Below are 25,662 nucleotides of genomic sequence, written 5' to 3' on the forward strand. Positions count from 1 at the left end.
CAGGGTTTCAAAACGGAAGCTTCTTCCCCGGCTCCCAAAAAGGAGAGTGGCGATGGCTGTGCAGATATCGAGAAGAGGGTTCCTTAAGGGCGCGGCAGCGGGCGCCGCCGCTGCAGCGGCCGCGGCTCCGGCCCTGGCGATTGAAAGCGAAGCCGACCTGCGCTGGGACCGGTCGGCGGACCTCGTCGTGATCGGCTACGGCAACGCGGGCTGCAACGCGGCGATCGAGTCCGCCGATGCGGGGGCTTCCGTCCTCATTCTTGAAAAGATGGGGCAGGGCGGGGGCAACGTGTCGGTTTCAGCCGGCGGCTTTGTCGTCCCTACGGACAAACAGGCGTATTTCACTTATCTGAAGACGCTCTATGAGCTCTCGCGCTCGGAGTGGGACGAGGAGATCCTGAGGGTCTTCTGCGAGGAGTCCGCGGAGCTCCCGGCGTATTTCGCCCGGCTCGCGCCGAAGGCGAAAATCGCGGTCTACGGGCACGCCGGCTACCAGCAGCTTCCGGGGGCGGGCAGCGTGAACAAGATGTCGCTGCGAAACGTCCCGGGCAAAAAGGGCGGAGACCGGCTCTTCGGGGTGCTCGCGCGCGCCGTTGAGAAGCGGGGCGTCCCGGTGCTGCTCAATACGCCCGCGAGGCGGCTCATCGTCCGGAAAGGGGAAGTGGCGGGGGTCGAAGCGCAGGAAAAAGGGAAGACGATCCGGATCCGTGCGAACAAGGCGGTGCTGATCGCCTCGGGCGGGTTCCAGTGCAATCCGGAGCTGATGAAGAAATACATCTACGGAAACCCGATGTCCTTTCTCGGCAGCCCCGGTCATACCGGCGACGGCCTGCTGATGGCGCAGTCGGTGGGCGCGGGGCTCTGGCACATGAATGCGGTCTCAGCCCCGCTTGGGGTGAACGTGCCGGGGGTGAAGGCGGGCATCGCACTCGTCACCCGGCAGCCCGCCTTCATCTGGGTCGATCAGGACGGAAGGCGGTTCGTGAACGAAAAGAAGCTCGACTACCACTGCTCCTGGATGGCGGTGAACGGCTTTGACGCCATCCATCACCGCTACCCGCGCATTCCCTGCTTCATGGTGATGGACGAGAGCTACATCAAGGCCGGTCCGATCGCGACGGCGGGAGCCTCGGGCTACGCCATCAACCGCGAGGGCTATGTCTGGAGCCGGGACAATAGCCGGGAGATCGCCTCGGGCGTCATCGTGAAGGCGGACACGCTCGAAGAGCTCGCAAAGAAGCTGGGCATGAAGGATCCGAAGGTGCTGGTCGATCAGGTCGAGCGCTGGAACCGGGACCTGAAGGAAAAGGGCGTCGACACGGAATTCGGCCGCACCCTCACGGCCGACCCGAAGATGAAAACCATTTTCGCCGGCCGGGACGTCAGGGCCTGGTCCGCGCCTTTGTCCGAGAAAGGCCCCTACTATGCGATGAAGCTCGTTCCCGTGCTCTACCACACGATGGGCGGCCCCCGACACTCCATCCGCTCCGAGTGCCTGGATCCGTACGGGAAGCCGATTCCGAGGCTCTTTGTGGCGGGCGAGGCCTCGTCGATCTGGGGGCTCACCTACCAGGGGGCCTGCGCGAACGCGGACGCAATCATTTTCGGGCGGATCGCGGGCCGTGAGGCGGCGAAGCTCAAAAGCTGGGTCTGAAGGCGCTTGAACGGACTCCGTCCCCGGAGCGCGTTCCCGGGGACCGTGCGCCTTTGATGGATGCAGATTAAATTTATTAAAACAGTCTTATCTGATTTTTCTAAAATTTAAACAAGGTTTATTAATTTCAAAACACCAGCGGTGAGTTTCCAGTCAGAACGATAATTTAAAAAAAAAACTTATTTCAATGTTTATTAATTTCTTAAAATATTTATAAAATTTAAAAAAACATTAAAACTCATTGTTTAAACGGAAAGAAAGCTTCGGGGGAAGGAACGGGAGATCTCCGAAGAGAGGCGCCGTTCCGGGGTCTGCCCGCGGAAAGGCGAAGAAAGAGAGGCTGAAGGATTAAAGACCCTGTTTCAACCATGAATCAATATTTCAATAACATTAAAAAACGTTGAAATAGTGCGCGAGGAGAGAGACAGGGCTCGGCGGCTGGCCGCAGGCTCTGCGGATTCAGCCGCCGGATTTTTCAGGTTGTTTCAGCATCAAAACAATGGCAGAAAAAGGTTTATGCACAATTAAAGCACATTGTATTGATCGGAGCCTTTGCTGCACAGCAGCCTGCAGCTCTTTTTGAGAAGCGGGGAGATGCCTTCGAGCTCGCGCATCATCCGGTCCCTGAACGCGGCCGTGGCCGCTTCGGCGACCACCTCGAGCATCTCTGGCAGCAGCAGCCTGTCGGAGACCGCCCACATGGTCCTCGTCACCCGGCGGCCGCCGGGCAGCGGCCCCGCGTGCACGTCCTTCAGGAACTGGCGGCCGCACCAGAGGTTCGTGGGCGGGATGATCGTCCAGCCCTCCTGCTGGGAGACGAGCCCCACCAGCATGTAGCTCGCGCTCGCCGTCACGCGCCCGAAGGGGTGGACATTCATGGAGCGGAGGATGCGCGACATCACCACCTCGTCGGAGCTGCCCCCGGCGTAGGTGATGAAGGGGTATTTCACGCTGATGAGCTGCAGCTCTTCCGGCGTGCGGGGCAGGGGGATGGAGCGCGCGGAGGCGAAAAGGAAGTCTTCCTCGTAGAGTCCGCAGTGGGCCCAGCGCTCTTCGGTGAGAAGCGAGTCGGGCGAGATGATGACGTCGAGCGCCCCGGCCCGAAGCTCGTCGCTCAGGGGCCTGGCAAGCAGCGTCCTGGTCTCCAGCTTTCTCACGCGCCCTATGAGGTCGGCCACGAGCCAGGGCCCGATCGTCGCGGTCGCGGTTTCGCCGATTCCGAGCCGCAGCGCGAATTCCTTGAGCGAGTGGTTGGAGACCTGGCTGGCGAGCTGCTCGGCCTCCGCGACGAGCCGCCGGCTCGACTCCAGAAGCCGCGAGCCCGCGGGCGTGAGCTTGAGCGGCCTCACGTCGTGCTCGAAAAGCTCCGCTCCGAGCTGGGCCTCGAGCTTCGAAAGGGCCTGGGAGACCGCCGAGGAGGTGAGCCCCAGACGCTGGGCCGCCTTTTTCAGAACCCGCACTTCTGCCACGGTGTTGAAGGCGCGGAGAAACTCCAGATTGGGCAGTTCGTAGTCCATGTCGCCCCGGCGGGAGCCGCAAGTTAAGCGCGGCTTAACCGCGAATTAAAAATGAAGAAAGGAAGGGGAACTTTCACCCCGCCCTGCCCATAATAACCTCAACCGCAGCCGGACGAACCTTCCGGCCGGGACTTTTTCCTAGAGGATCAAGGCATGACGACAACCCGCATTGAAAAAGACTGTCTGGGCGAGATGGAGATTCCGAACGACCAGTACTACGGCATTCAGACCCACCGCATGGTGAAGGTTTCCGGGGCGGCCGGAGTTCCCGTGATCGCCTACCCCGAGATGCACCGGGCGCTGTTTCACATCAAGAAGTGCTGCGCACTTGCCAACGCCGACATCGGGGCCCTTGAGCCCGAAGTCGCCCAGGCGATCGCCAAGGCCGCCGATCTCGCGCTTCAGGGGCGCTTCGACGACCAGTTCCCGCTCGACATGTGGCAGGGCGGAGGCTACACCTGCGTCAACATGAACGTGAACGAGGTGCTCGGCAACGCCGCAAACGAGATCCTCACCGGCCACAAGGGCCAGGACCGCGTCCACCCGAACACCCACGTGAACAAGGCCCAGTCCACCAACGACACCATTCCCTCGGCCACCCACCTCGCGATGGCCCCCGGAATCGACAAAATCATCGACGGACTGGACAAGCTGCAGGCGAGCTTCGCGAAGAAGGCCGAAGAATTCAAGGACGTCGTGAAGGTCGGCCGCACCTGCTGGCAGGACGCGCTGCCCTTGACGTTGGGCCAGGAGTTCTCGGGCTACGCCTCTCTCATGGGGCGGCTGGCCGCGAAGCTGCGCGCCGCGCGGCCCGGCTGCTTCGAGCTCGTGATGGGCGGCAGCGCCGTGGGCACGGGGCTTGGAGCGGATCCGGGCTACATGGAGGCGCTCTACCGCCACCTCTCCGAAGAGTACGGCGAGACGGTGCGCCCGATGGACAACCTCTTTGACGGCTTCCAGAACTCCGACTTCGTGGTCACGGTCTCGGGGCTCGTGAAGGAAGTGGCCGCGTCGCTGTCCAAGATCTGCAAGGACCTGCGGCTCATGAGCAGCGGCCCGCGCTCGGGCTTCATGGAAATCGGCCTGCCCGCGCTCTCTCCGGGAAGCTCCATCATGCCCGGCAAGATCAACCCGACGGTGCCCGAGATGGTGATCCAGATCGCGCACCAGGTGATCGGCAACGATGTGGCGATCACGGTGGCCTACGACGAGGGCGAGCTCGACCTCAACGTCTGGGACTCGACCTTCTACAAGTGCATCATGGAGAACCTCAGGCTCGTGGGCGAGGAGCTCGTCATCCTTCGGCGCGACTGCGTCGACGGCATCACGGCGAACCGCGCCCGCTGCCAGCAGGAGGCCGACCGCTCCGTCGCCCTTTCGACCGTGGTCGCGGCGACCTTCGGCTATCCGGAAGGGGTGCGGGTCGCCCATTACTGCGAGCAGCACAACGGGACCGTGAAGCAGGCGGTGGTCGACATGGGCCTCATGACAAAGGAAGAGGCCGGGCGGATGATCGACCCCATGCTGATGACCGAGCCGGCACAGATGGCCCGCGCGATCGCGCAGTTCAAGGCTTCGAAAAAGGCCTGACCTGACGAACCGACACTGTTGGAATCACATGGTTTGATCCATGTCCCTCTTTTCCAGGAGGGTTCGGGCTGCCCGGCGGGTTCGGGCGGCCCTTTTTTTCTTCTGCAGGAGAGAGTATGTGGCGGAGAATCGGCGCGTCTAAAATGGAAGCCCGGCCAGGCGCGGCAGCAGCGCCTCCCGGGGACCGGACCGCGCTTTTTCTCTTTGCTCCCGCGGGCCGGGTGAAACGCTTGGATGGGGATCCCTGACATGGCCGCCAGAAACGAATATCCGGAAATATCAACACTGCGGGCTTTTTCCATCACGGCCCGGGAGGGAAGCGCCGCCCGGGCGGCGAAAATCCTCGGGGTGTCGCAGCCGGCGATTTCAATTGCAATCCAGAAGCTCGAAGGGATGATCGGGCTGCCGCTGTTTGACCGCAGCTCCCGGCCCATGCAGCTCACCGCCGCCGGGCGGCTCCTTAAAAACCGAGCGGACCCGATTCTGGGGCAGCTCGAGAGCATCGCCTCCGAAGTAAAGAGTGCCGTGAAAAGCGGCGGACTCGACCTGCGGGTGGGATTTTCCGACTCCTACAGCGGCTGCGTCTCCCCCTACATGCTCCCCAGGCTCGTCTCCCGGGTGAAGAATCTCTACGCCTACAGCCACTCCACGCCCCAGATCGTGCGGATGCTGCTCGAAGACAAGGTGGACATCGCAGTTGCAACCAAGTTCCCGCGCGAAAACCCGGACATCAGCGGGCTTGTCCTCCTCACGGAAAAATTCCTCGTCGTAACCCCGAAAAAATACGAGGGGAAGATCCATTCGGTCTGCGACCTGCAGAAACTGCAGGCGCAGCTTCCGGTCATCCGCTTCAACGACGCGAGCCTCGACCGGATCCAGATCGAGCGGGTGCTGCGCCAGTGCAGCATACAAAGCGAGCGGGTCATCGCGGCCGACATCAACGGCTCCGTCCTCGAGCTTGTGAACAGCGGCACGGGCTGGACCATCATGAGCCCCTTAAGCCTTTGGATGGCGCACGATCACATGGCCAATATCGCCTGCCACGAAATCGAAGGCCTCAAGGCCACAAGATCCTTTTACGTGCTCTACAGAAGCCCGGTCTACAGAAGCCTCGCCAATTTCATCCATGAAGAGTCTCTTTCGATCCTGAAGGAGATCGTCCTGCCGGCAATCGCCCGCGTCTCGCCCTTCCTTTCTGAGTCGGTCACGTGCGCCAAGGATTGAAGGCGCCTGAGAAGCCCGCCTTTTTGAGCCTTTTTTAAGATTTGGATTAATTTTTCTTATAGTGGGAGAAAGCCTCGCCTTCGCGCCCTATAGTTTGGGGCACGCGGCGGCGGGCCGCTCCGAAACGCCGGTGTCCGCCGCCCGGTCCTTCTGTTTTGGAGAATGCTCATGGCTGAAAGAATTCATCGCGGCAAAATCAAGACTCCGCCGGATCCGCTGGTTGTCAAATACCTGATCACCCCGGGCATAGAAAACGACATCAAGTACCGCTACCAGGCTTTCCTTGACTGCAACAAGGCCCATGTCCTGATGCTCATGCGCCAGAAGATCGTCACGCGCGAAGTGGCCAGCGCCATTTTGAAGTGCAACCGCGACATGGCCGCAATGGGCGACAAGCCGGACTTTCCGATCGATCCCAACCGCGAAGACTTCTATTTCAATCTCGAGGCGCACCTGATTGAGCAGGTGGGCATCGAAATAGGAGGCCAGCAGCACACGGCCCGCTCGAGGAACGACCTGTACGCGACCTGCGCGAGGCTTGCGGTCCGCAACTCCTACTTCGAAATCTGCCGCATCTTCAACCGGATGCGCCAGGCGATCATCGAGGTGGCCCGCGCGAACGAGGACGCGGTCTACGCCGGCTACACGCACATGCAGCCCTCGGAGCCGATCACCTTCGCGCACTACTGCTCGGCGGTTTTAAACGGGCTGCAGCGCGACTACAGGCGCATCGCTCACTGCTACGAGGGGCTCAACCTCTGCCCGCTGGGCGGCGGCTCCATGGGCAGCACCACCTGGAACATCGACAGGAACTACACCTCGAAGATGCTGGGCTTTGACGCCCCGGTCGACAATTCGATCGACTGCGTGGCCACCCGCGACTTCATCACCGACATCCTCGCCGCGCTGTCCATCGCCGCGAACACCCTGAGCCGCTTCTGCCAGGACCTCTACGTTTGGGCGACGCCCGACTACGGCTACATCGAGGTGTCCGACAGCTGCGCGGTCTGCTCCTCGATCATGCCCCAGAAGAAGAACCCTTGGGTGCTGGAGCACATCAAGGCGAAGGCGGCCCACGTCGAGGGCTGCTTCATGAGCGCTCTCAACGTGATGAAGAACGTTATCTACTCGCACTGCGAGGACATGTGCGGGGAGTCCGCCAACTACTTCTTCCCGGCTCTGCAGGAAATGAAGATGATGTGCGAGCTGATGGAGGTGAGCATCAGGGGGATCACCGTGAAGAAGGAGCGGATGCTGGAAAACGCCAAGGGTGACTTCTGCACCGTGACCGAGCTCGCGAACGCCCTGGTCCGCAAGGACGGCATCAGCTTCCGCATGGCCCACGACATCGTGGCCCAGGTGGTCGCTCACATGCTTGAGACCCACAAGAGGGCGGACGAGATCGGCACCGATGTCGTGAATCCGATCTATATGAAGCTTTTCAACCGCACGACCGGCATGACCGACGAGGAAATCCGCGCCGCCCTGGATCCGGTTGCGATCGCCTATGCGAAGAAATGCATCGGAGGAACCGCTCCTGAAGAGGTCGAGCGGCAGCTCAACAACCGCCAGAAGGCGCTTGACCAGGACAACGCCGAGCTGAAGGAAAGGATGGACCGCGTCGCTGCGGCCAAGGCCGCGCTTGAGCAGGCCGTGACCGAAGCCATCGCCTGATTTTCCGTTTCATTCGGTGAAAAGACGCCCCGGCTCCCCTCCTGACTGGGAAGCCGGGGTTTATTTTGCCTGACGACGGGCTTTGCCGCCGGGCCGGCAGGCCCTCCATCGGCTTTTACGCAGACAGGCCGGTGCAGCGTCGCGCGTCAATCGGCGGCATGCTGCTTACTGCGATGATCCCATGACTAAGCCGGTCTGGATCCTGCCCCGGTCTCTAAGCGGCCAGGGACTGCTTTTCCAAAGCCGCGGGACCAATAGGCCACGCCCTCTCCGCCCTTTGGGACGAGGGCCTGCGTCAGCCTCTTTAGGCATGCCGTGCACTCTCGCAGGCTCAGGTTTTAAAGAGCGGGCTCTTATAGGCCAGTTGAAAAATTGTCCAGCGGATCTTTTTGCACCCTGAGGCGGGGATTTGTGCTGCGTCGGGGGAGTGTTCCCGCCGGCTGCCAGGAAGACATCGTGAAGGAGGGCCGAAGCGGCCGCGCGCGGCAGGAAACCTTCCCGCCAGAATCGGAAAAATCACAGGAAATTCTATAGGCCTGCCTTCTCAAACCCTTCTGATTTAAAAATTTTTTCACAAAGAAATAAGTTTTGGTTAATTAGCTTTTGGTGCTGACGCGTCCTAGACAGAATTGACTAGTCGAAAGGATTTATAGGGGCTTTCCTTAAGGCGTTTATGGGACGAAGCCCTTCCAGATTCTCTCGCGGTGGTTCCGGCGGCCGGCGTGGAGACTTTTCCGAGTTCGGGAAACGATCGGTTCGGCTTTTCTCAACTGCTATGGGTTCTGCCGCTGACCTTCCTGGGGAGGCGGCTCAAAAACACTATGTCAGTCTTAATACAATTTCTTATTGTCTTTGGCGCCATTCTAATGGGCGTCCGCTACGGCGGGCTCGCCCTCGGACTCTGGGGCGGCCTCGGACTGGTGGTTCTGTCGCTGGTCTTCGGCGTCGTCCCGACCGCGCCGCCTATCGACGTGATGCTCATCATCTTCGCCGTCTGCATGTGCGCCTCCTGCATGGAGGCGGTGGGCGGGCTCGACATTCTGGTCCGCATCGCGGCCCGCATCATCCGCTCCAATCCCCGCTACGTCGCGGTTCTCGGGCCGCTGGTGAGCTTCTTCCTCACGTTCTTCGCCGGCACCGGCAACGCCGTCTACGCCATCCTGCCGGTGATTTACGAGGTGTCCTACAACGCGAAGGTGCGCCCTGAGCGCGCGATGGCGGGCGCCGCAGTCGCGGGCCAGGTCGGCATTACCGCCTGCCCGATTTCGGCGGCTACCGCGGCCATGATCGGACTCATGGTGCAGAACGGGCACCCCGAGATCGGCCTGGGGCAGATCCTCATGATCACGTTCCCCTCCTGCCTGATCGGCGTCATCGTGGCCTCGATCATCTGCATGTTCCGCGGCAAGGATCTCGACAAGGATCCCGAATACCAGGCGCGCCTCAAGGCCGGCCAGGTCGAGCCCCCGCAGCCGATTTCCAATGAGAAGCTGCCGCGCGAGGCGACCTGGTCCGTGCTGATCTTCCTCGGCTCCATCCTCCTCATTGTCTGCGCCGGGTTCTTCCCGGAGCTGCGCGTGCTGCACGGCCAGACCAAGCCGGTGAGCATGTCGCTCGTCATCGAGGCGGTGATGCTTGCCGCCGGCGCCCTGATGTGCATCTTCTGCAAGCCCAACATGGACAAGGTGGCCCACGGCCAGATTCTCCACGCCGGCGTGGTCTCCATCGCGGTGGTGTTCGGCGTCGCCTGGATGTCGGACTCCTTCATCAACGGCAACAAGGGCTTCTTCCTTGACCTGTGCGGGCAGCTCGCCGCCACGGCTCCGTTCCTCTTCGCGCTCGTGCTCGGCTTCATGTCCGCGCTGCTCGGCAGCCAGGGCGCCACGACCCGCGCCATCATGCCGCTTGGCTTCGCCCTGGGCATCAACCCGTGGTCTCTGGTCGCGATGTTCCCGGCCGTGAACTGCCTGTTCATTCTCCCGACCACCGGCCCGGCGCTTGCCGCAATCGGCATGGACCGCTCCGGAACGACGAAGATCGGCAAGTTCGTGTTCAACCACTCCTTCCAGCTGCCCGGCCTTCTGATGGTGATCATTGCGGTCGCCGTGGGCTACGTGCTGGTGCCGATCCTCACATGAGGCCTGAGGGCTGCTTTTAAAGCCTGAAAAAACAGGGTCGGCCGATGTCTGGCCGGCCCTTTTCCGTCTCTGAAGGGAGCGATCAGATGGATTTTCTTGCCCATTTCGTTGAAAGCGCTTTTTTCTATCCCGACCGGCGCCGCTACTGGCGCCCCGGGCACTACGGCCTCAAAGGCACGGAGTTCGAGTGCCAGGCCCCGTCCGGGGCCGTGCTCTCGGGCCTGCTGCTGCACGCGGGCGGCGGCTTTGAAGAACACCCCGCAGGCACCGTGGTGTACTGCCACTCCGGCCGCATGAACCGGGAGTTCAACCTGCCCCAGGCCGCGTTCCTCGCGGAGGCGGGCATGAACGTCCTGCTCTTCGACTACGAGGGCTGCGGGCGCTCCGGGGGCAGCCCCTCGCTCGACCGCCTGGGAGAGGACGTGGAGGCGGCGGCCGGCTGGCTCGACGCGTCACCCTGGAAGGCGGAGCGCTACGTGCTGTTCGGGCAGTTCATCGGGGCAGACGCGGCGCTTCAGTACTACAGCGCGCACCCGAAGCGTGTGGCGGGTCTTGCGCTCGAGTCCTGCTATGCCACGAGGCGAGGCTGGGTGAAGGATAAGTGGGGGCCGCTCGTCGGTGACATTCTCGCTCGTTTCCTGCACTCGCAGACCGTCGAGCCCGCCCAAGTGCTCAGGAACTCTCATGTGCCGACCGTTGTCATCTGCCCGGGGCGCGACTTCGTGGTGCATTCCAGAGAGAGAAAAGCACTCCTTGCTGCCATCCCACCCCACGCGCAAGTCTGGAAGGCGGAGGGACTGCGTTTCCTCGGCGTTTTCGGCGGTCAAAAAAACATCTGGCAGGAAAGCCTGGTGCAGTTTGTCAGGGAAAAGTGCTTCGGGGTGAAGGAGGGAAAGAAAAAAGGATCACGGAACAAAACAGGACGATAAAGCCCCAGGGGCAGAAGGCGCGTCGCCGCAGAATCAATCAGAGCGAGACGGCCAGAGTCTTTCCATCAGAAGGGCGAGCGCGAGGGCAGCAAACGCTGCGAGAAGCTTTCCCGCGAGCAGCGGCGTGATGCCTTCGGGAAACGCAGCCGAGAAAAATCCCATGTGGTCGCCAACCAGGCAGAGCACCGGGCCGGAGAAGGCAGAACAGACGACTTTGCCGGAGTTTGACATACGGTCGAGCATCGAGTACATCGGCAGCGGGTTCGCGCAGGAGACGAACATTCCGAGAACCGCCGTATCATCGATTCGAAGCAGCTGCGCGATGGCGTGCAGCGCTCGCGTGCAGTATTTCTGTATGAAAAGCACAAAGGGAAAGGCCCCAGAGAGCATGATTCCAATCTCGCCTATGATCGCGAGCTGGGGCTCGATCGGGGCCATGCCGTGCACGAACCCCAGGCTGAAATAGTGGTCGAACGCGGCGTATACGAGCAGCAGGATGAAGACGGCGATCAGTCCCTCCGCGAACTTGAGGCAGATCCGCACGGTGAGGTCGCGCCGGAAGGTGAGCATCGCGGCAAGAAGCAGGGCGGCCGCAAAGACCGGAGCCCCGAGCCGGAGGATCTCGAGGGGCGGGCAGCCCGTCGCGAGCCCGACTCCGGCCATGCTGAGGGGCGAAGCGATGAGTCCCGCCACGATCCCCCTGGCAACATAGGGCTGGGAGGCTTTGCTGCACACCGACAGCGAGATGGGAAGCGCGAAGGTGAGGATCGAGCCCAGGGTGCTCGCGAGCCCGATGCCGGAAAGAGCGGCGGCCTCGGGGCTGCGGGCGAGACTTTTCGCAAGCGGAAATCCCCCGTTGTCAGGACCGAGAAACACGCCTGCCACCATGGCGGGATCCGAACCGATCGACTCGAAAAAAGGCCCGATAACCGGTCCCAGGAAGCTTCCGAGCGCGGGAGCCGCGCACATCGTGCCCACCATTACGAGGGCGAGCGGGCCCATGGCGTTCAGTCCCTTCTCGAACTCCTTTCCGTAGCCGAACCTGCTGTCAAAGAGCGCCCGATCAAGCGCTCCGATCGTCATGAAAAAGGCCATGACGCCGATCACTATCGCATTCACCTTTGATTCTCCGAAGCGTCCACGGAAAAAATCCGCCGGCCGCGCCAAAAAAAGGCGGCCGGCGGCCGGGCCGTCAGGGGCGGTTCTCTTTTAAAACTTCAGCCTCTGCAACCTCAGCTGTTTTTAGCGAGGAAGCTGTTCACGGCGCGGTCGAGCTTCGCGTGCGCCTGGGCGAGCCTGCCGCGGCGAAGCGTCGCCTCGGCCTCGTCGATGGCGATTCTCTTTTCGACGAATGCGAGCTGCCGCTCCACTTCCTCGGGTGCCGTCCCGCCGAGCACTTTCTTCGACATTGCGTTTTTTACCGGGTCGAGTCCGCTCTGGATCTGGGCGTCGGTGATCTTGAGGCTCCGGTTGAAAAGCTTCCTGCTGATCTCGTTGAGGATTCCGGAGTTGATCTCGGTCGCCTTCAGGCTGTGCTCGGTCATGTAGCCCACCATGTGGGCGACGATTTCGTGGGCCTCGCGGAAGGGGATCCCTTCAACGCGCACCAGCGTGTTGGCGAGCTCCGTCACCGTGCAGAAGTTAGCCGCCGCAGTGCTGCGGGCCCGGTCGCGGTGGACGATGACGCCCGCCATCGTGACGTCCATCAGCTTCAGGATTGCGGTCATGTCCTTCACACAGGGCCAGAAGTCGGCGATCACGTCCATCGACTCCATGGTGAAGGCGTAGGGCACGCCCTTGTAGGTCATCCACACGGCGTCGAAGTCGCTCTTCACCCGTGCGCACAGCCCGGCCGTCGTCTCGAACGTCCAGGGGTTCTTCTTCTGCGGCATGATCGAGGAACAGACCGCGCAACTGTCGGAGACCTCGACGTAGCCGAAGTCGGGCGTCGACCAGATCCGCATGTCGGTGGTCATCCGGGCGATGGTGTTCGCCATGATGGAAAGCGCCCCCATCACCTCCATGAGATAGTCCCTCGAGCAGACGCAGTCGATTGAGTTCTGCACAATGTCGTCGAACCCGAGAAGCTCCGTCGTGTACCTTCTGTCGATGTTCCAGGTGGTGCTGCCCATGGAGCCGCCGCCCAGCGGATTGAGGTTGATCGAATCCCAAGCGCGCGAGAGCCTCGAGTAGTCGCGGGCGAGGGCGAGCGACACGGCCGAGAGGTAGTGCCCAAAGGTCATCGGTTCGGAGGGCTGCAGATGGGTGTAGCCCGACATCACGGCGTCTTCGTTCTTCCGGGCGAGGGCGATGAGCGTCCTGCGAAACTTGTTGATGAGGGTGCAGAGGTCGAGGAAGGCCTTGCGGGTCACCATTCGGTCGACAGTGGCGTGCAGGTCGTTGCGGGAGCGGGCCGTGTGCTGCTGGCCGCCCACTTCCATGCCGACCTGGCCGATCAGATAGTTCTCAAGGTTGAAGTACATCTCCTCGAGCGCCGGGGTGATCTCGAAGTCGGGCTTGTCGCCCATCGCCGCCATCTTCCGCGCGACCTCCAGGATCTTCGCCGCGGCGGGGGCGCCGATGATGCCCTGGCGCGCGAGCATGAGGACGTGGGCCTTGTTGATGTCGATGTAGCTCTGGTAGGAGCGCTCCACTTCCTCGTCGGTGAGGGTGGGCTTGATCATGTAATCCATCACTTCCTGGGCCGGCGGCTCCTTGAGCCGGCCGCGTTCAATTGCCTGTGCCATTGCGAATTATCCTCTTCACAAAACAGAAACCGGGCGTCGGATCTGCCCGCGGAACCTATTTTGGCGTCGGCAAGGCGCTCGCCGCGAGGATCCTATGGAAAACTTATCCATTAGCTTTAATTCTGTTTAATTTGGCCGGATCCGGCATTTCCATCTCCCCGTATTTTTCCGCCGTCCCTCAAGCCTATAAAGGATAAATGACGCTTAAGAAAAACATTTAAATGAATTAACCAGTTTGCTGCCGCACTCCTGACTTCGGTAAAAACCTAAGAAGTTTCAGCAGTAGCTTCTGCATTTTTCTTGATTTTGAGAGGGAGAGCGCTTCTCATGCCTAAGAAAATCCACAACCTTCCCATCACGGGAATCGCAAGCTTTGCCAAGTACCCCATCTGCACGGATCTCGATCAGCTCGACGCGGACGTCTGCGTGATGGGCATTCCCTACGACCAGAGCACGCCTTACCTTACAGGTTCCAAATTCGGGCCGAGGAGGATCCGCGAAGTCTCCTGCCACTACGGCCGCGGCGATGAGGGTTTCTGGGACCCGGAGCGGCAGGAGCAGTATCTGGCCGCGCCTGTGAGGGTGGTCGACGGGGGCGACGTGGACATCCATCCGATGGATTTCCATGAAACCTTCGACAACATCACAGAGACCGTAAGGAAAATCCTCTCCAAGGGGGCGCTTCCCGTCATGATGGGCGGCGACCACTCGGTGACCTATCCCGAGGCCCGGGCTTTTGACCAATTCGAGGACCTCTGCATCGTTCAGTTTGACGCGCACCTGGATTTCGGGCAGCGCACTTACACAAACGGTAGCCCTATGAGGCTCATCTCGCAGCTGCCCCACTTCAAGAAGATGTGCCAGATCGGCATGCGGGGACTGGGCAGCAACACGCGCGAGGACTTCCAGGCTGCGTATGACTTCGGCTCGGTCGTGATCCCCGCGCGTCAGGCGCTCGAAATGGGAGCCGCCGAGGTGATCAAAAAGATCCCGCAGGCGAAAAACTACTTCGTCACGATCGACATCGACGGCTATGACATGAGCACCGCCCCCGGAGTGGGCTCCCCTTCGCCCGGCGGCCTCAACTACGTTTTTGAAACCGATGTGCTCGAGGGCATCGCGAAAAAGGGTAACGTCGTGGGGTTCGACCTCGTCGAGGTGGCCCCGCAGTACGATCCCACGGGCATCACTCCGCGGCTTGGCGCGATGACGATGCTCGCCTTCATGGGGTTTATCATGAAAGAAAAGGAGAAGAAGGGGCTGCTGAAGCACCGTTCATGATCCCCTCTGCGACGCGGCTTCAATGAGGCCGCGGCGGCTTTGCATCGGCGCCCGAGCTGAGGTTCTGCGGTTTGGGCGCCGCGCTTTCTCCTCTATGCACGGATGTTCGGAAAGAGGACCCGTGCGCTTGCTTCTCTCCTCTTTCCTCATCTGCCCATGGTCTGTCCATGGCGCAAGGAAACAGAAAATGACCCTTCCGCAAGATACGACCCGGGGCCGGCCCATCAGCCGGAAAAACCGTGCCCTCACGCGCAGTCAGGCGCTTGAAATCGTTCGCGCGTCTGACCACTGCGTGCTCTCCACCTGCGACAAGGCGGGCGTTCCCTACGGAGTGCCGGTGACGCCGGTTCTCGTGGACGAGGTGATTTACTTTCATGCCACCGCAAGGCCCGAGAGCCGCCGCCGGGAAAACCTCCTCATGAACCCGGCGGTGAGCCTGTGCTTCATCGGCAAGTCGACTATCATCGAAGACCTCTTCGGCGTGGACTACGCGAGCGCGATCGTGGCGGGGAAGGCGAGCCTTGTCACCGAAGAGGACGAAAGACTGCGGGCGATGAGGGCGATCATCGCTCGACACGCGCCCCATAATCCCCCGGAGCTAAACGAGTCCTATCTTAAAAAGGGACTGCCGTTCACCCAGGTCTGGAAGGTGGAGATCGAAAGTGTGACGGGGAAGGCCCGGGTCGGGGCTGAGCGCTGGAAGTCCGGCGTGTCGCTTAAAACCCTGGAGAGATAAGCCTTGCATTCATCTATAGATACCGGCGCGCTCCGCGTCGTTTTTTCCAGTCGCAGCGGCAACACGGAAAAGCTCGCCCGCGTCGTGTCCTCTTCTCTGTCTCTCCCCGGGCCACGGCGCGCGTCAGACGCTCCGCCCGAGCCCGGAGCGCTCACCTTCTTCGGTTTTTGGATCGACAAGGGCGCGATGGACGCAGAGTCACTCGCTTTCCTCAGGCGGCTTGACGCCGCGGCCGCAAAGGCTGGCCGTACCGCTCGCGCCGCGCTTTTCGGGACCATGGGTGGAGACCCTGCGGGACCGAGGGCGAAGAAATACGAAAAGACAGTTCGCGAAGCGCTCGCGCGGGAGTGCCCGCACCTTGCCGTGGTGTCCCTGCAGCTCTGGCAGGGGAGAATCGCCCCGGAAGTGGTCGAGTCCCTTCGTGCACTTTACCCCCTCTCTCCTGCGGCGCTGCGGTCGATCAAGGAGGCCGCGAAGCACCCGGACGAGAAGGACGAAGCTTCCGCCGCGGCTTGGGCGCTTGAAGTGGCTGCTCCGGCCCCGGCTTTCTGAAAGAGCTCCGCCCGGAAGGACGGGCCTCCCTTCTTCTTTTACTTTTCCAGGGCTTCGGCAGCGGCGTTCTGGCCCGAGAGCCGCCCGAGTACGATCGCGATCGTGAGGCCCTGCCCGTACTGGCTTACCGTTTCGCCTGCCGCATAGAGCCCTGGGATCGGCCGCCCGCCGCGCGAAAGCGCGCGGCACTTCAGGTCGCGCATGACGCCCCCGAAGGTGGTTTGGCCCGCGGGGCTGACTTCTGACCGTAAAAAGGCGTCTTGTCCAGCCGCGAGAAGATCAAGACTTTGCGGCCGCATTCGGGATCCTTCTCGAGCCGTAGACCGATTCCCAGGCTTCAAGCGTCTTTTGAAGTTCGGAGGCAGGCAGCCCGAGCTTCCCGTTGAGCTCCGGCACGGTCTTTCTCTCGACGAAATAGCCGTTTTCCCTGTAGCCCTGCATCACCTTTGCGCGCTCCACCGAGGCTTCGTCGAAAGATGAGCCGGGTGCAATCCCCCCTGGGGGGGTGCCGCGCGCTTCAGGCGCGGTTTCGGCTGTGCGGCGGAGGCAGGAACCGCGTGATCACGGCCGCAAAGACCGACAGCAGCACAACCAGCGCCATCGTGGAGGAAATGCCCCACTTGTCCCCGAACCAGCCGAGGGCCGGGGCAAGAATGCCGCCCGCGCTGAACGAGATGCCGAGCGTGATCCCGGAGGCAAAGCCTACGCTTTTGGCGAGATAAGACTGCCCGAGCACGACGAAAGGCGAATAAGTGATGTTGAAGGCGAGGCTGATCGGGATCAGCATCGCGTAGACCCAGGCGAGGCTGTGCGGCAGGACCGCAAGCGCGATCGCGGGCACGAGCAGGAGGCTCCCCAGCCGGACCATTTTGACGCAGCCGAACCGGTCGGCCAGCGGGCCGCCGAGGAACGTGCAGACGATGCCCGAAAGGGCGATCACGGTGAGCGTCGCGCTCGCGGCCGAGTTAGAGGTCCCGAGTCCATAGATGCAGTAAAGCGGCAGGAAGCTCATGATCCCGGTGTAGCAGACTGAGCGCAGGACGATGAAGGCTGATAGCTTCCCAAAAGACTTCCAGTCGTTTTCCCGATCTTCGGCGGCCGCGGAAGGCGCTTTTCCGGAGGAGGACTTGAAAGGAGCGGGGGCGGACGCCCGGATGCGGCCGCCGAAAAGCAGTAGCGGCACGCCAAAAAGAACCGAAACCACGCCGTAAAACGCAAGGCCCTTAAGCCCAAAGGCTGTGAGCAGGGCGACCGCGATGAGAGGGCCGAGCCCGAAGCCGCCGTTGCCGCCCACCGAGAAGATGCTGATCCCGGTGCCGCGTTTTCCGCCCGAAATGGCGTTCACGAGTTTTGCGGCCTCCGGGTGGAAGATGGCGCTGCCCACGCCGGAAATGAGGATCGCGGTGAAAATCGCCCAGTAGTTTGTGAGAAAGCCCGCGAGTGCGAAAGTGACGCCGCAGAGTATGAGCCCCAGTCCCATGAACCAGTTCCTAGGCCCCCGGTCAGCAAGCCACCCGAAGATGGGCTGCACGATGGTCGACAGGCATGACGAGGCGAACATGAAGCCCGCAACCGACTTGTAGTCGAATCCGTAGGCCGCGATGAAAAAAGGCAGCACGGCGGGCAGCGACCCCAGGTTGAGGTCGGTGAAAAAGTGCGAGATGGCTAAAAGCCCAAGATATTTCTTATTCATAGAGTTTCAGGGAAGGAGAGCTTCGAACCCCGGCAGGGCGGGTATTTTTGAGGGGATTAAAAGGAAGCTTACTGCGAACGGATCCCCCTCGTCACGAAGGGCCTCGAAGGAGAGCTGAGTCCGCAGGAAAGGGCGCCTGCTTGACGCTCTTTTGACGTGCTCTTGACAGTCTCAGGAGTTCAATGCTCAGCGTGAAACTGTTCTCTTATCGAAGAGCTTTATGTATTCAACGATGAGGCTCAGGCCGATTTCCCCGCTGCAGTGGGCCGTCTGGTTTCTGCTGCCGGGGGCGGTTCTCGCCTGGATAGTTTTTGCGACTCCCCACGCGCTGGACATTGCGCTGAGCAGCCCCTTTTATTTTTCTGACGGCTTCTCCCTTAACCGGGCGCCCTTCATGCTCTTTCTGCACCGGGTGGCCCGGGTGGTGCCGATCGGCACGGCCGTCCTTGCCCTGGTGATTGTCCTGCGCACCCTGCGCGCCCGAAAGGCGTCCGGCGGGGGCTTCCTCGACCTGAAGCATCTCTTCTACCTGCTGGCCGCCATGCTCGCCTGCGTGATGCTCGTGAAGTTCCTGAAGACGACGACCGGGGTCTACTGCCCGGTGCGGGTCGACGTGTTCGGGGGCGAGGAGCCGATCGCCTCTCCCACCTTTTCCTGGTTTGCGCGCCCGGGCCACTGCTGGCCCTCAGGGTTCGCGGGAACAGGCTGGTGTCTTTTCGCGCTTTATTTCGCCTTCCGGGACCGGAGCGCCCTTTATGCGAAAAGGGGGTTCGCGCTCGCACTGGGGGTCGGCCTTTTCTGCAGCGTCGTGCAGGTGATCCGCGGCGAGCACTTCTTCACCCACGTGCTGGGGACCGCCCTGATCGACTGGCTGGTGTGCGCGTCGCTTTACGTGCTCTTCTTTGCCCGGGACATCATCCGCGCCGCGGTTCAGGAGAAAAGCGCCACGGCGGGCTCAATGACATTGAGCTCTTTTTCAAGCAGGAAAAAAATCGCGTCAGGGCAGGCGGCCGCGGCAATCGGCGCGGCGGGCGTGACTTCATGCCGTTCAGGAACCAAATGAGAAACAGCAGGAAGAGAAACGTGCTGAGATAAAAGCCGATCCCGGAGATGAGGACAATCCAGGCCTGAAGGGAAAGGAACAGGATCACAGTCTTTCCGGACAGCGCCCCGGGCGCTTCAAAAAAGGGCTTGAGCCCTCTTTTGGTGCGTTTCACCGGGGCGTGCGCTCTTCCTTTGGGATCAGGCGGCGACGTAGGGGAGGATAAAGAGCGCCAGGGCGAGGACGCAGGCCGCCGCTACGACCGCGACCCAGATCCGGTATTCGCGGTCCATTGCGGCGCGCTCCTTCGGATCAGGCTGGTCGGCCGCCCCGGAGGCCTTGAGGTCGAGCGAGAACTCGCCTCCGCGGCCGTACCTGCGGCTGCAGACGAGATAGATCGCGATTCCGATCACGCACCAGACGATCCCGGTCACAAAGGCCTCGCGGTCGAGCTGCGTCATCATGGCGAGATAGATGAGGGCGCTCACCGGCGCGCCGACTGCGATTAAGGGAGCCCTGTAGGGGCGCTCGAGCTCCGGGTGGCGGCGCCGCAGGGCCCAGGCTGCGACGATCCCGATCACATAGTAGAAGAGGTCGGCGAAAAGCGAGAGCGAGGCGATGTACATAAGGGAGTTGGTGGCGATGAGCGCGACCGTGAGCACGCCCAGCGTCGCCACCGCCACGTACGGGCACTGGAAACGGTTGGTCTTCGCGAAGATTTTCGGCATCGAGCCGTCGCGCGCCATCGAAAAGAGGTAGCGCGGGGGTGTTGAAATGGAGGCGTTCAGGGTCGAGAAATCGCCACCGAAGGCGATTCCCGCTGCGAGTAGCGCGAGCGGGAAGCCGAGGATTCCGGCCGAGACCATGGCCTCGGCAAACGGCGCCTCGGCCGTGGAGAGCGCCGTGAGATGCTCGGCTGGCGTGATTCCGATGAGGTACCACTGGAAAAGCGCGTTCACGGCGAAAACCACGAACGGGGCGAGAAACATTGCGCGGGGGATGTTGATGCGGGGGAAGCGGATCTCCTCGCCCATCGCGACGCACGCCTCAAAGCCCGCGAAGCACCACCAGATCATGCAGGTGGCGGAGAAGAACCCGAGCGCGTCGGTCTTGGGCAGGAACGCTGGGGCCTGCACGAAGTAGGGCAGGTGCACGTTCGGGATCATGGTGAGAAACCAGATGGCGGCCACTCCCCAGAAGAAGAACATGAAGGCGTTCTGCAGCCGTCCGGTGAGCTCGACCCCGAAGAGGTTCGCGGCGATGAAGCCGAGCGTCACAATCGAGGCGAGGACGACGTCGGAGATCGGCAGCTCCACCCCGAAGGCGAGGAAGATCGTGCGGAAGTAATAGCTGAAGGCGAGTGCCTCGCCCCCGGTCACCGCGACAAGGGAAATGATGAAGTTCCAGCCCGCGAGCACCCCGGCTCCGCGTCCGAGGCCTAAGGAGGCGAATTGGTAGGTGCCCCCGGCGTAGGGCAGCGCCGCACCCATTTCGCCGTAAAGCAGCGCGGGGTAGATGCTCACTACGAGTGCGAGCAGCGTGGCGAGGATCACCGCGGGGCCGAGGGTTCCCACGACGTTGGAACCCGTGGTGAAAAGTCCCACGCCGATCACGGAGCCTGCTGTGATCGTGATCGCCTCCCGAAGCCCGAAGCGGCGCCGGAGGCCTCCGGAGGCCGGGGCGCTGTTGATGGATGTTGTCGACAAAATACGTTCTCCCTGAATATGGCTTCCCGGGGGCCTGCGGCCCGCCGGTGAGGAAAATGAAAATCACTCCCGGGGACAATCATAAGCAAGTGCGCCGGGGAAAAGGGTCCGGGATTTAGGCGAAAAGCCTGAGACAAAAAGGAAACGAAGGAGGCGGGCTTTCGAAGAAGGGGGGAGTCCCGGAAGCGGAAACGGGGCTCCTTCCCTCCTTAGTGCTTGGTGCGGCGGATAATGAGGTTCCCGAAAAACTGGAAGATGCTGATGATCGCGAGGATCACGAACACCGTGATCCAGATCATGTCGCGGTAGCCCATCTGGTAGCCGTAGCGGATCGCGAAGTCGCCAAGTCCCCCCGCGCCGATCGCTCCCGCGATCGCTGTGATTCCCACGAGGCTTACGAACGTGATCATGGTGACGCGGGTAATACCCGGGACGCTTTCCTTCAGGTACACCCCGGTGATGATCTCAAGGGGGGTGAGGCCCATCGCCTCGCTTGCCTCCACGAGCCCCCCGTCGACCTCCGAGAGCACCTGCTCGATCTGGCGCGCGAAAAAAGGCACCGTGCCGAACACGAGCGCGACGAAGGACCCCGTGACGCCCGAACCCGTGCCGACGATCAGGCGCGAGAGCGGGATCAGCAGCACGATGAGGATGATGAAGGGAATCGAGCGGATGATGTCGATCGCGCGGTCCGTGAAGGTGAAGATCCAGCGGTTTTCGAGGATGCCGCCGCGGCGGGTCGTCACGAGGACGACCCCGGTCGCAACGCCCAGGAACCAGGCGATCGTGCCCGCCACCGCGAGCATGATGAAGGTCTGCTCGAGGCAGGTGAGCAGCTCCGGCCAGAGCCGCTCGAGGTTCGGAGCGATGCGGAAAAGAAAGTCAACCATGTCAGAGCTCCTCCACCGTTACGCGGCGGTCCTTGATGTAGGCGAGCGCCCGGGAGACCGCCTCATTTTCCCCTGAGAGCGTGACGCCCAGCCGCCCGATCGGGGTGCCGGCCACGAAGTCGACGTTGCCGAAGAGGATGTTCGCCGAGACGCCGAAGAGTCGGTAGAGGTTTGCCATAAGGGGCTCGCTCGTCTCCGAGCCCGCGTAGGTGAGCAGATAGACGGGGGCTCCCCCCGTCACCGCCTTGCGCTCGGTCTGGTCCTCGAGGTAGTCGCGCAGGCTGTCAACGTTGCAGGCCGTGTCGATGAAGCTCTTTGTGATCGGCTGCTGCGGGTGCGAGAAAAGGTCGACTGCAGTGCCGCGCTCAACGATGCGGCCGTGCTCCATCACGGCGGCGTGTCGGCAGAGCGACTTCACCACCGACATCTGGTGGGTGATCACGACCATCGTGATCCCGAGCTTTTCGTTGAGTGACCGGAGAAGCTTCAGGATCGAGCGGGTGGTCTGGGGGTCGAGCGCGCTGGTCGCTTCGTCGCAGAGCAGCACCTTCGGGTCGTTCGCGAGGGCGCGGGCGATGGCGACGCGCTGCTTTTGACCGCCGGAGAGCTGCGAGGGATAGGACTCGGCGCGTTCGCCCAGGCCCACGAGCTCAAGGAGCGACGCAATCTTCTCCTTTTTCTTCTCCGGCGTGAGCGCCGAGTGCCGGAGCGCCATCGCGATGTTGTCTGCGACCGTGCGCGAAGGCATCAGGCTGAAGTTCTGGAAGATCATGCCGATGCGGCGGCGCGCTTCGCGCAGCTGCGGCACCGACAGCTCTGTGAGTTCCACGCCGTCGACGCGAACGCGGCCCGAGTCGGGCCGCTCGAGTAGGTTGATGCAGCGCACGAGGGTTGACTTTCCGGCTCCTGAAAAGCCGATGATGCCGTAGATGTCGCCCTTCTCAACGGAAAGCGAGACGCCGTCCACGGCGGTCACGCGGGCGCGGCCGGTGTCGTAGGTCTTTTTGATGTGTGTGAGTTCGATCATGCAGGGCCCTTACTGTTCGGCCACGCGCCGGGCGTGGTCGGCCTTGATGCGAGCGAGAAGCCCGGGGTCGAGGATGAGGTCGAGCGCGGTGAAGGCGAGAAGCCGGGCGCCGAGCCGGATCGAGGCGAGGCCCGACTCGCTGCAGGCCGCCTTCTTGAAGCCCTCGGTATGCGGAACGAGCTTTTCGCAGCTGATCTTGATCCAGGGCTGGATCGTCGGGACCACCTGGCTCACGTTGCCGACGTCGGAGGAGTCCTGAGCCCGGGGAGCCTCTTCTTCCGGGCAGGTCTCGCCCGCCTCGAGGAGGTGCTTCCGGTAGACGGCGTCGAAGGAGGGCGTCGGGACGAGGTTTTCGACCCGGTTCTGCGTGGGCTTCATCTCGCCTCTCGCGCCCGTCATGAGGGCCGCGCCCTCGACGATTTTCTCCACCTTTCCGTAGAGCGCCTCGAGCTTCGGGGCGGTTGCGGCGCGCAGGTAGAAGTACCCGCGCGCGTAGTCAGGCACCATGTTGGGAGCCTTGCCCCCGTCGGTGATGATGCCGTGGATGCGCACATCGGAGGTAACGTGCTGGCGGAGCGCGTTGATGCCGTTGTAGGTGAGGATCAGGGCGTCAAGCGCGTTGATCCCGCGCTCGGGCATGCTCGCCGCGTGGGCGGCCCGCCCGAAAAATTCGATCGAGACCGGGGCGCAGGCGATGTTCGCGGCCGAGAGCCGGTGGCCGGTCGCGCCCGGGTGGACGCAGAGCGCCGCGTCCACATCCTTGAAAAAGCCCTCGCGCACGAAGCTGCCCTTAGCGCTGCCGTTTTCTCCGCCTTCCTCGCCCGGAGTGCCGTAGACGCGGATCGTCCCGCCGGTCTGATCGACGACGGCCTTCAGCCCCACCGCCGCGAGCGAAGAGGTCGCCCCGAAGAGGTTGTGACCGCAGCCGTGCCCGAGACCCGCAAGAGCGTCGTATTCGGCGAGAAACACGATCACGGGGCCGGGCCGCGCGCTTTTGTACTCGGCGGTGAAGCCCGTCGGATGACCGGCGACTCCCACCTTCACGTCAAATCCCTCGGACTTGAGAAGATCGGATAGCCTGCCGCAGGCGAAGTACTCGTGGTTGCTTGTCTCCGGGTGCCCGTGGATGTCAATGGCCGCCTGGCGGTACTCGGGATAGCGCCCGGCGATCCGCTCAAGGATCGCCTCGTGAAGCGCCGTGATGTCCGGCATGTGTTTCTCTCCCCCTAAAGCAATGAAAACAAAAGCAACGGCCCCTTTCGGGGCCGTGCGGGACAGCGGGATCAGTTTACTTCTCAGCGCCTTCCCAGGCGGGGATGAAGGCCCCGTGATAGGTGTCCTTGATGGTCTTCGCGACGTCGGCCGTGTGGTAGGCGTCAACCACCTTCTTGTAGGTCGGGTTATCCTTGTCGGCCGAGCGCGCGACGATGACGTTCACGAGCTTGGCGGCCACGGGGTTTACCTTCGGATCCACGTTCTCGACGAAAATCGAGTCCTTCGTGGGATCAAGGTGCGCGGTGAAGGCGTTGCCGCCGTTGATGAGGGCCGCGGTCACGTCGGGCAGCAGGTTCGCAAGCGCTCCGGACTCAGCCTCCATGATCTTGATCTTCACGTTGTACTTCGTGATGTCGGTCTTGTTCGCGACGTAGCCCTTGGCGGGGTCGACCGTGATGAGGCCGGCTGCCTCGAGCACCTTCAGGGCGCGGCCGCCGTTGGTGAGGTCGCTCGGGATGGCAATCGTGTCGCCGTCCTTAATGTCCTTAATCGACTGGATCTTCTTCTTGTTGTTGAAGACGGCGAGCGGGGCGATCAGCGTGTCGCCGATCGCTTCGATCTTGTAGCCGTGCTGCTTCACGTCGTTCGCGAGGAACGCCTTGTGCTGGAAGGCGTTGAGGTCGATTTCCTTGTCGTTCAAGGCGCGGTTCGGGGTCGCGTAGTCGGAGTACTTCACGAGCTCGACCTTGATGTGGTCCTTCGCGAGCAGCTTGTTCACGGTGTCCCACTGGGCGTTGTAGTCGCCCACGACGCCGACCTTCACGATCTTGTCGCCGGAGTCGGCTTTCTTGTCGCCGCAGCCGGTGAGGCCCGCGGCAAGGACGAGGGAGGCGGCGGCAGCGCCGATCGCTTTGAAAAGGGTGCGTTTCTGCATGGTTGAGGTTCTCTTATAAAAATAATGTTCGTCTGGATGCCGCTTTCGGGCCCGGGCGGCGGCTCAGGGGGCTCGCCTGGAACGGGCTTTTGGGGAAAAGCGTGACGAAAGGCAATGATTTTAACTGTTTCCCGCGTGTTTTTGGCACGGGCGGTTCGCTTCAGGGGGCGAGCCTTCCCCGACGTCCGGCGTCCCGCGGGCTCCGCTGCCCGCGCCTGGGAGAGCGGCGGTCACATTCGGGGGGCGAAGCGGGAATCGACTCGGCTGCTCTTTGTGATGATGTAGTGCATTTCGGTCGGTTCTTCCGGTGAAGTGTTGTTCTTGAACCTGCTGAAAAGCTTACCCCATTTCAAAGCGTGAGCCTCTGGTAATACCTCAGAAGGAGGCGGAAAAAACGCTTCACCTGAGAGCGGCCCGCAGAAAGAGAGGGGCGGGCAATCGAGGGGAAAGCTGCGGCGGTCTACGCTTTTGCAATTTTTGCTGCAACGTGCTAACTTTCACTTCTCGATTTGCGGGTGTCGTATAACGGCTATTACCCCAGCCTTCCAAGCTGGAGACGAGGGTTCGACTCCCTTCACCCGCTCCACTGAATCTGAAGATTGGGGACTTTGCGCCTCAGGTTTTGTTTTTCTGAGCTTTTTTTGTATTTCGCTCCTTGACACAGCCTTTTCTTCGTAGTCTATAAGTCCCTGAGTTTTGGATTACGTGTTGCAACGCTTGGAGTTCTCTTTCTCTGTCCTCGCGTACAGAAAACGGAGTCTTTCCTGCCGCGGCCTCCATGGGACCGGTCTCCGAAAAGGTGCGGGATTCTGCGTAGCTGTGGGCAGCAGGTTTGATTTTCTCAGGATCTGGTTGTTCATAGATCTTCCCTTCCGGCGTTCGTTCAGGAACAGTCTCTTCAAATCCTGAGTCTTTCTGCGGTTTCTCGATTCCCTGAGTCTGTCCGGCCAACCGTTCTGTTGTCAGAATCCGGCTGAGGGTGCTAGAGAACTTTCTCTCATATGGATTGTGCTTTCTGCTAGTGTTGCTTTTGCCTGTGCTCCGGTGCCGATTGGACATCACTGTTGTCATATGCGAAAATCAAAAATTTAATTTCGAAATGAGAAAAGCCTT

The 25,662-nt window shown here is 61.8% G+C and carries 22 protein-coding genes and 1 tRNA gene; 11 read left to right on the forward strand and 12 right to left on the reverse strand.

From position 1 onward, the window contains the following. Window positions 1-52: 52 nt before the first annotated feature. Window positions 53-1,654 carry an FAD-dependent oxidoreductase gene (locus MUN46_RS11320; RefSeq protein WP_243377322.1) on the forward strand — a complete coding sequence of 534 codons (1,602 nt, stop codon included), beginning with the start codon at window positions 53-55 and terminating at the stop codon, window positions 1,652-1,654. Between the two features lie 524 nt (window positions 1,655-2,178). Here the strand turns inward: MUN46_RS11320 and MUN46_RS11325 are convergent. Continuing rightward, window positions 2,179-3,171, reverse strand: coding sequence for a LysR family transcriptional regulator (locus tag MUN46_RS11325; RefSeq protein ID WP_243377323.1), 993 nt, complete (start codon window positions 3,169-3,171; stop codon window positions 2,179-2,181). A 153-nt stretch (window positions 3,172-3,324) separates the two neighbouring features. Here MUN46_RS11325 and MUN46_RS11330 point away from each other — a divergent pair, with 153 nt between their 5' ends. From MUN46_RS11330 to MUN46_RS11350, 5 genes are all read left to right on the forward strand, one after another. Then, window positions 3,325-4,761 carry an aspartate ammonia-lyase gene (locus tag MUN46_RS11330; RefSeq protein WP_243377324.1) on the forward strand — a complete coding sequence of 479 codons (1,437 nt, stop codon included), beginning with the start codon at window positions 3,325-3,327 and terminating at the stop codon, window positions 4,759-4,761. Window positions 4,762-5,010: 249 nt separating this feature from the next. Then, the gene (locus MUN46_RS11335) at window positions 5,011-5,985 is read left to right on the forward strand and encodes a LysR family transcriptional regulator (protein WP_243377325.1); all 975 of its coding nucleotides are present in this window, start codon (window positions 5,011-5,013) and stop codon (window positions 5,983-5,985) included. A gap of 168 nt (window positions 5,986-6,153) precedes the next feature. After that, complete coding sequence (gene argH, locus MUN46_RS11340; protein ID WP_243377326.1) at window positions 6,154-7,659, forward strand: argininosuccinate lyase; 1,506 nt, start codon at window positions 6,154-6,156, stop codon at window positions 7,657-7,659. 821 nt (window positions 7,660-8,480) lie between these two features. After that, window positions 8,481-9,797 (forward strand): anaerobic C4-dicarboxylate transporter, encoded by a 1,317-nt coding sequence (locus MUN46_RS11345; protein ID WP_281069890.1) that lies wholly within the window; start codon window positions 8,481-8,483, stop codon window positions 9,795-9,797. Window positions 9,798-9,883: 86 nt separating this feature from the next. Next, a complete protein-coding gene (locus MUN46_RS11350) occupies window positions 9,884-10,726 on the forward strand; it encodes an alpha/beta hydrolase (RefSeq protein ID WP_243377328.1) in 843 nt (280 codons plus the stop codon). 33 nt (window positions 10,727-10,759) lie between these two features. Here MUN46_RS11350 and eutH read toward each other — a convergent pair whose 3' ends face one another. Together eutH and argH (MUN46_RS11360) are read right to left on the reverse strand one after the other, a co-directional pair. After that, window positions 10,760-11,845, reverse strand: coding sequence for an ethanolamine utilization protein EutH (gene eutH, locus MUN46_RS11355; RefSeq protein WP_243377329.1), 1,086 nt, complete (start codon window positions 11,843-11,845; stop codon window positions 10,760-10,762). A 113-nt stretch (window positions 11,846-11,958) separates the two neighbouring features. Then, a complete protein-coding gene (gene argH / locus MUN46_RS11360) occupies window positions 11,959-13,473 on the reverse strand; it encodes an argininosuccinate lyase (protein ID WP_243377330.1) in 1,515 nt (504 codons plus the stop codon). A 327-nt stretch (window positions 13,474-13,800) separates the two neighbouring features. Between argH (MUN46_RS11360) and MUN46_RS11365 the strand changes: the two genes are divergently transcribed. From MUN46_RS11365 to MUN46_RS11375, 3 genes are all read left to right on the forward strand, one after another. After that, a complete protein-coding gene (locus tag MUN46_RS11365; protein WP_243377331.1) occupies window positions 13,801-14,754 on the forward strand; it encodes an agmatinase in 954 nt (317 codons plus the stop codon). A 187-nt stretch (window positions 14,755-14,941) separates the two neighbouring features. Then, window positions 14,942-15,490 (forward strand): pyridoxamine 5'-phosphate oxidase family protein, encoded by a 549-nt coding sequence (locus tag MUN46_RS11370; RefSeq protein WP_237978314.1) that lies wholly within the window; start codon window positions 14,942-14,944, stop codon window positions 15,488-15,490. Window positions 15,491-15,493: 3 nt separating this feature from the next. Beyond that, window positions 15,494-16,042, forward strand: a complete 549-nt coding sequence (locus MUN46_RS11375) for a flavodoxin family protein (RefSeq protein ID WP_243377332.1) — start codon at window positions 15,494-15,496, stop codon at window positions 16,040-16,042. Window positions 16,043-16,080: 38 nt separating this feature from the next. Here MUN46_RS11375 and MUN46_RS11380 read toward each other — a convergent pair whose 3' ends face one another. Genes MUN46_RS11380 through MUN46_RS11390 form a run of 3 tightly spaced genes read right to left on the reverse strand, consistent with a single transcriptional unit; the run spans window position 16,081 to window position 17,735 of the window. Continuing rightward, window positions 16,081-16,341 (reverse strand): FAD-binding protein, encoded by a 261-nt coding sequence (locus MUN46_RS11380; protein ID WP_243377333.1) that lies wholly within the window; start codon window positions 16,339-16,341, stop codon window positions 16,081-16,083. Continuing rightward, complete coding sequence (locus MUN46_RS11385; RefSeq protein WP_243377334.1) at window positions 16,322-16,501, reverse strand: hypothetical protein; 180 nt, start codon at window positions 16,499-16,501, stop codon at window positions 16,322-16,324. Before MUN46_RS11385 ends, MUN46_RS11380 begins: the two co-directional genes overlap by 20 nt. A 58-nt stretch (window positions 16,502-16,559) precedes the next feature. Next, window positions 16,560-17,735, reverse strand: coding sequence for an MFS transporter (locus MUN46_RS11390; protein WP_243377335.1), 1,176 nt, complete (start codon window positions 17,733-17,735; stop codon window positions 16,560-16,562). 220 nt (window positions 17,736-17,955) lie between these two features. Between MUN46_RS11390 and MUN46_RS11395 the strand changes: the two genes are divergently transcribed. Next, entirely contained in the window at window positions 17,956-18,798 is an 843-nt protein-coding gene (locus tag MUN46_RS11395) for a phosphatase PAP2 family protein (RefSeq protein ID WP_243377336.1), read from the forward strand. A 179-nt stretch (window positions 18,799-18,977) separates the two neighbouring features. Here MUN46_RS11395 and MUN46_RS11400 read toward each other — a convergent pair whose 3' ends face one another. The 5 genes from MUN46_RS11400 to MUN46_RS11420 all read right to left on the reverse strand — a co-directional run bounded on the left by MUN46_RS11400 (window position 18,978) and on the right by MUN46_RS11420 (window position 24,549). Further along, entirely contained in the window at window positions 18,978-20,483 is a 1,506-nt protein-coding gene (locus tag MUN46_RS11400) for an APC family permease (RefSeq protein WP_237978308.1), read from the reverse strand. Between the two features lie 209 nt (window positions 20,484-20,692). After that, window positions 20,693-21,373 (reverse strand): methionine ABC transporter permease, encoded by a 681-nt coding sequence (locus MUN46_RS11405; protein ID WP_243377337.1) that lies wholly within the window; start codon window positions 21,371-21,373, stop codon window positions 20,693-20,695. A 1-nt stretch (window position 21,374) separates the two neighbouring features. Continuing rightward, window positions 21,375-22,400, reverse strand: coding sequence for a methionine ABC transporter ATP-binding protein (locus MUN46_RS11410; RefSeq protein ID WP_243377338.1), 1,026 nt, complete (start codon window positions 22,398-22,400; stop codon window positions 21,375-21,377). Between the two features lie 9 nt (window positions 22,401-22,409). Continuing rightward, entirely contained in the window at window positions 22,410-23,612 is a 1,203-nt protein-coding gene (locus tag MUN46_RS11415) for a M20 family metallopeptidase (RefSeq protein WP_243377339.1), read from the reverse strand. A gap of 76 nt (window positions 23,613-23,688) precedes the next feature. Then, window positions 23,689-24,549 carry a MetQ/NlpA family ABC transporter substrate-binding protein gene (locus tag MUN46_RS11420; RefSeq protein ID WP_237978304.1) on the reverse strand — a complete coding sequence of 287 codons (861 nt, stop codon included), beginning with the start codon at window positions 24,547-24,549 and terminating at the stop codon, window positions 23,689-23,691. Between the two features lie 511 nt (window positions 24,550-25,060). Here MUN46_RS11420 and MUN46_RS11425 point away from each other — a divergent pair. After that, window positions 25,061-25,135: transfer RNA gene (locus MUN46_RS11425), tRNA-Gly, on the forward strand. Between the two features lie 29 nt (window positions 25,136-25,164). On the opposite strand, the gene MUN46_RS11430 is transcribed toward MUN46_RS11425, so the two are convergent. Beyond that, on the reverse strand, window positions 25,165-25,620 hold the full coding sequence (locus MUN46_RS11430) for a hypothetical protein (protein ID WP_243377340.1): 456 nt from the start codon (window positions 25,618-25,620) through the stop codon (window positions 25,165-25,167). Window positions 25,621-25,662 lie beyond the last annotated feature (42 nt).

Source organism: Mesosutterella faecium (assembly GCF_022809315.2).
Lineage (GTDB): Bacteria > Pseudomonadota > Gammaproteobacteria > Burkholderiales > Burkholderiaceae_F > Mesosutterella > Mesosutterella faecium.

Excerpts from the sequence above, each read along its gene's own strand:
- MUN46_RS11410 (WP_243377338.1), bottom strand. The coding sequence starts at position 22,400 with ATGATCGAACTCACACACATCAAAAAGACCTACGACACCGGCCGCGCC.
- MUN46_RS11325 (WP_243377323.1), bottom strand. The coding sequence starts at position 3,171 with ATGGACTACGAACTGCCCAATCTGGAGTTTCTCCGCGCCTTCAACACC.
- MUN46_RS11345 (WP_281069890.1), top strand. The coding sequence starts at position 8,481 with ATGTCAGTCTTAATACAATTTCTTATTGTCTTTGGCGCCATTCTAATG.
- MUN46_RS11420 (WP_237978304.1), bottom strand. The coding sequence starts at position 24,549 with ATGCAGAAACGCACCCTTTTCAAAGCGATCGGCGCTGCCGCCGCCTCC.
- MUN46_RS11365 (WP_243377331.1), top strand. The coding sequence starts at position 13,801 with ATGCCTAAGAAAATCCACAACCTTCCCATCACGGGAATCGCAAGCTTT.
- MUN46_RS11335 (WP_243377325.1), top strand. The coding sequence starts at position 5,011 with ATGGCCGCCAGAAACGAATATCCGGAAATATCAACACTGCGGGCTTTT.
- MUN46_RS11390 (WP_243377335.1), bottom strand. The coding sequence starts at position 17,735 with ATGAATAAGAAATATCTTGGGCTTTTAGCCATCTCGCACTTTTTCACC.
- MUN46_RS11350 (WP_243377328.1), top strand. The coding sequence starts at position 9,884 with ATGGATTTTCTTGCCCATTTCGTTGAAAGCGCTTTTTTCTATCCCGAC.
- MUN46_RS11370 (WP_237978314.1), top strand. The coding sequence starts at position 14,942 with ATGACCCTTCCGCAAGATACGACCCGGGGCCGGCCCATCAGCCGGAAA.
- MUN46_RS11380 (WP_243377333.1), bottom strand. The coding sequence starts at position 16,341 with ATGCGGCCGCAAAGTCTTGATCTTCTCGCGGCTGGACAAGACGCCTTT.
- argH (WP_243377330.1), bottom strand. The coding sequence starts at position 13,473 with ATGGCACAGGCAATTGAACGCGGCCGGCTCAAGGAGCCGCCGGCCCAG.
- MUN46_RS11430 (WP_243377340.1), bottom strand. The coding sequence starts at position 25,620 with ATGACAACAGTGATGTCCAATCGGCACCGGAGCACAGGCAAAAGCAAC.
- MUN46_RS11320 (WP_243377322.1), top strand. The coding sequence starts at position 53 with ATGGCTGTGCAGATATCGAGAAGAGGGTTCCTTAAGGGCGCGGCAGCG.
- MUN46_RS11395 (WP_243377336.1), top strand. The coding sequence starts at position 17,956 with ATGTATTCAACGATGAGGCTCAGGCCGATTTCCCCGCTGCAGTGGGCC.
- argH (WP_243377326.1), top strand. The coding sequence starts at position 6,154 with ATGGCTGAAAGAATTCATCGCGGCAAAATCAAGACTCCGCCGGATCCG.
- MUN46_RS11330 (WP_243377324.1), top strand. The coding sequence starts at position 3,325 with ATGACGACAACCCGCATTGAAAAAGACTGTCTGGGCGAGATGGAGATT.
- MUN46_RS11405 (WP_243377337.1), bottom strand. The coding sequence starts at position 21,373 with ATGGTTGACTTTCTTTTCCGCATCGCTCCGAACCTCGAGCGGCTCTGG.
- MUN46_RS11415 (WP_243377339.1), bottom strand. The coding sequence starts at position 23,612 with ATGCCGGACATCACGGCGCTTCACGAGGCGATCCTTGAGCGGATCGCC.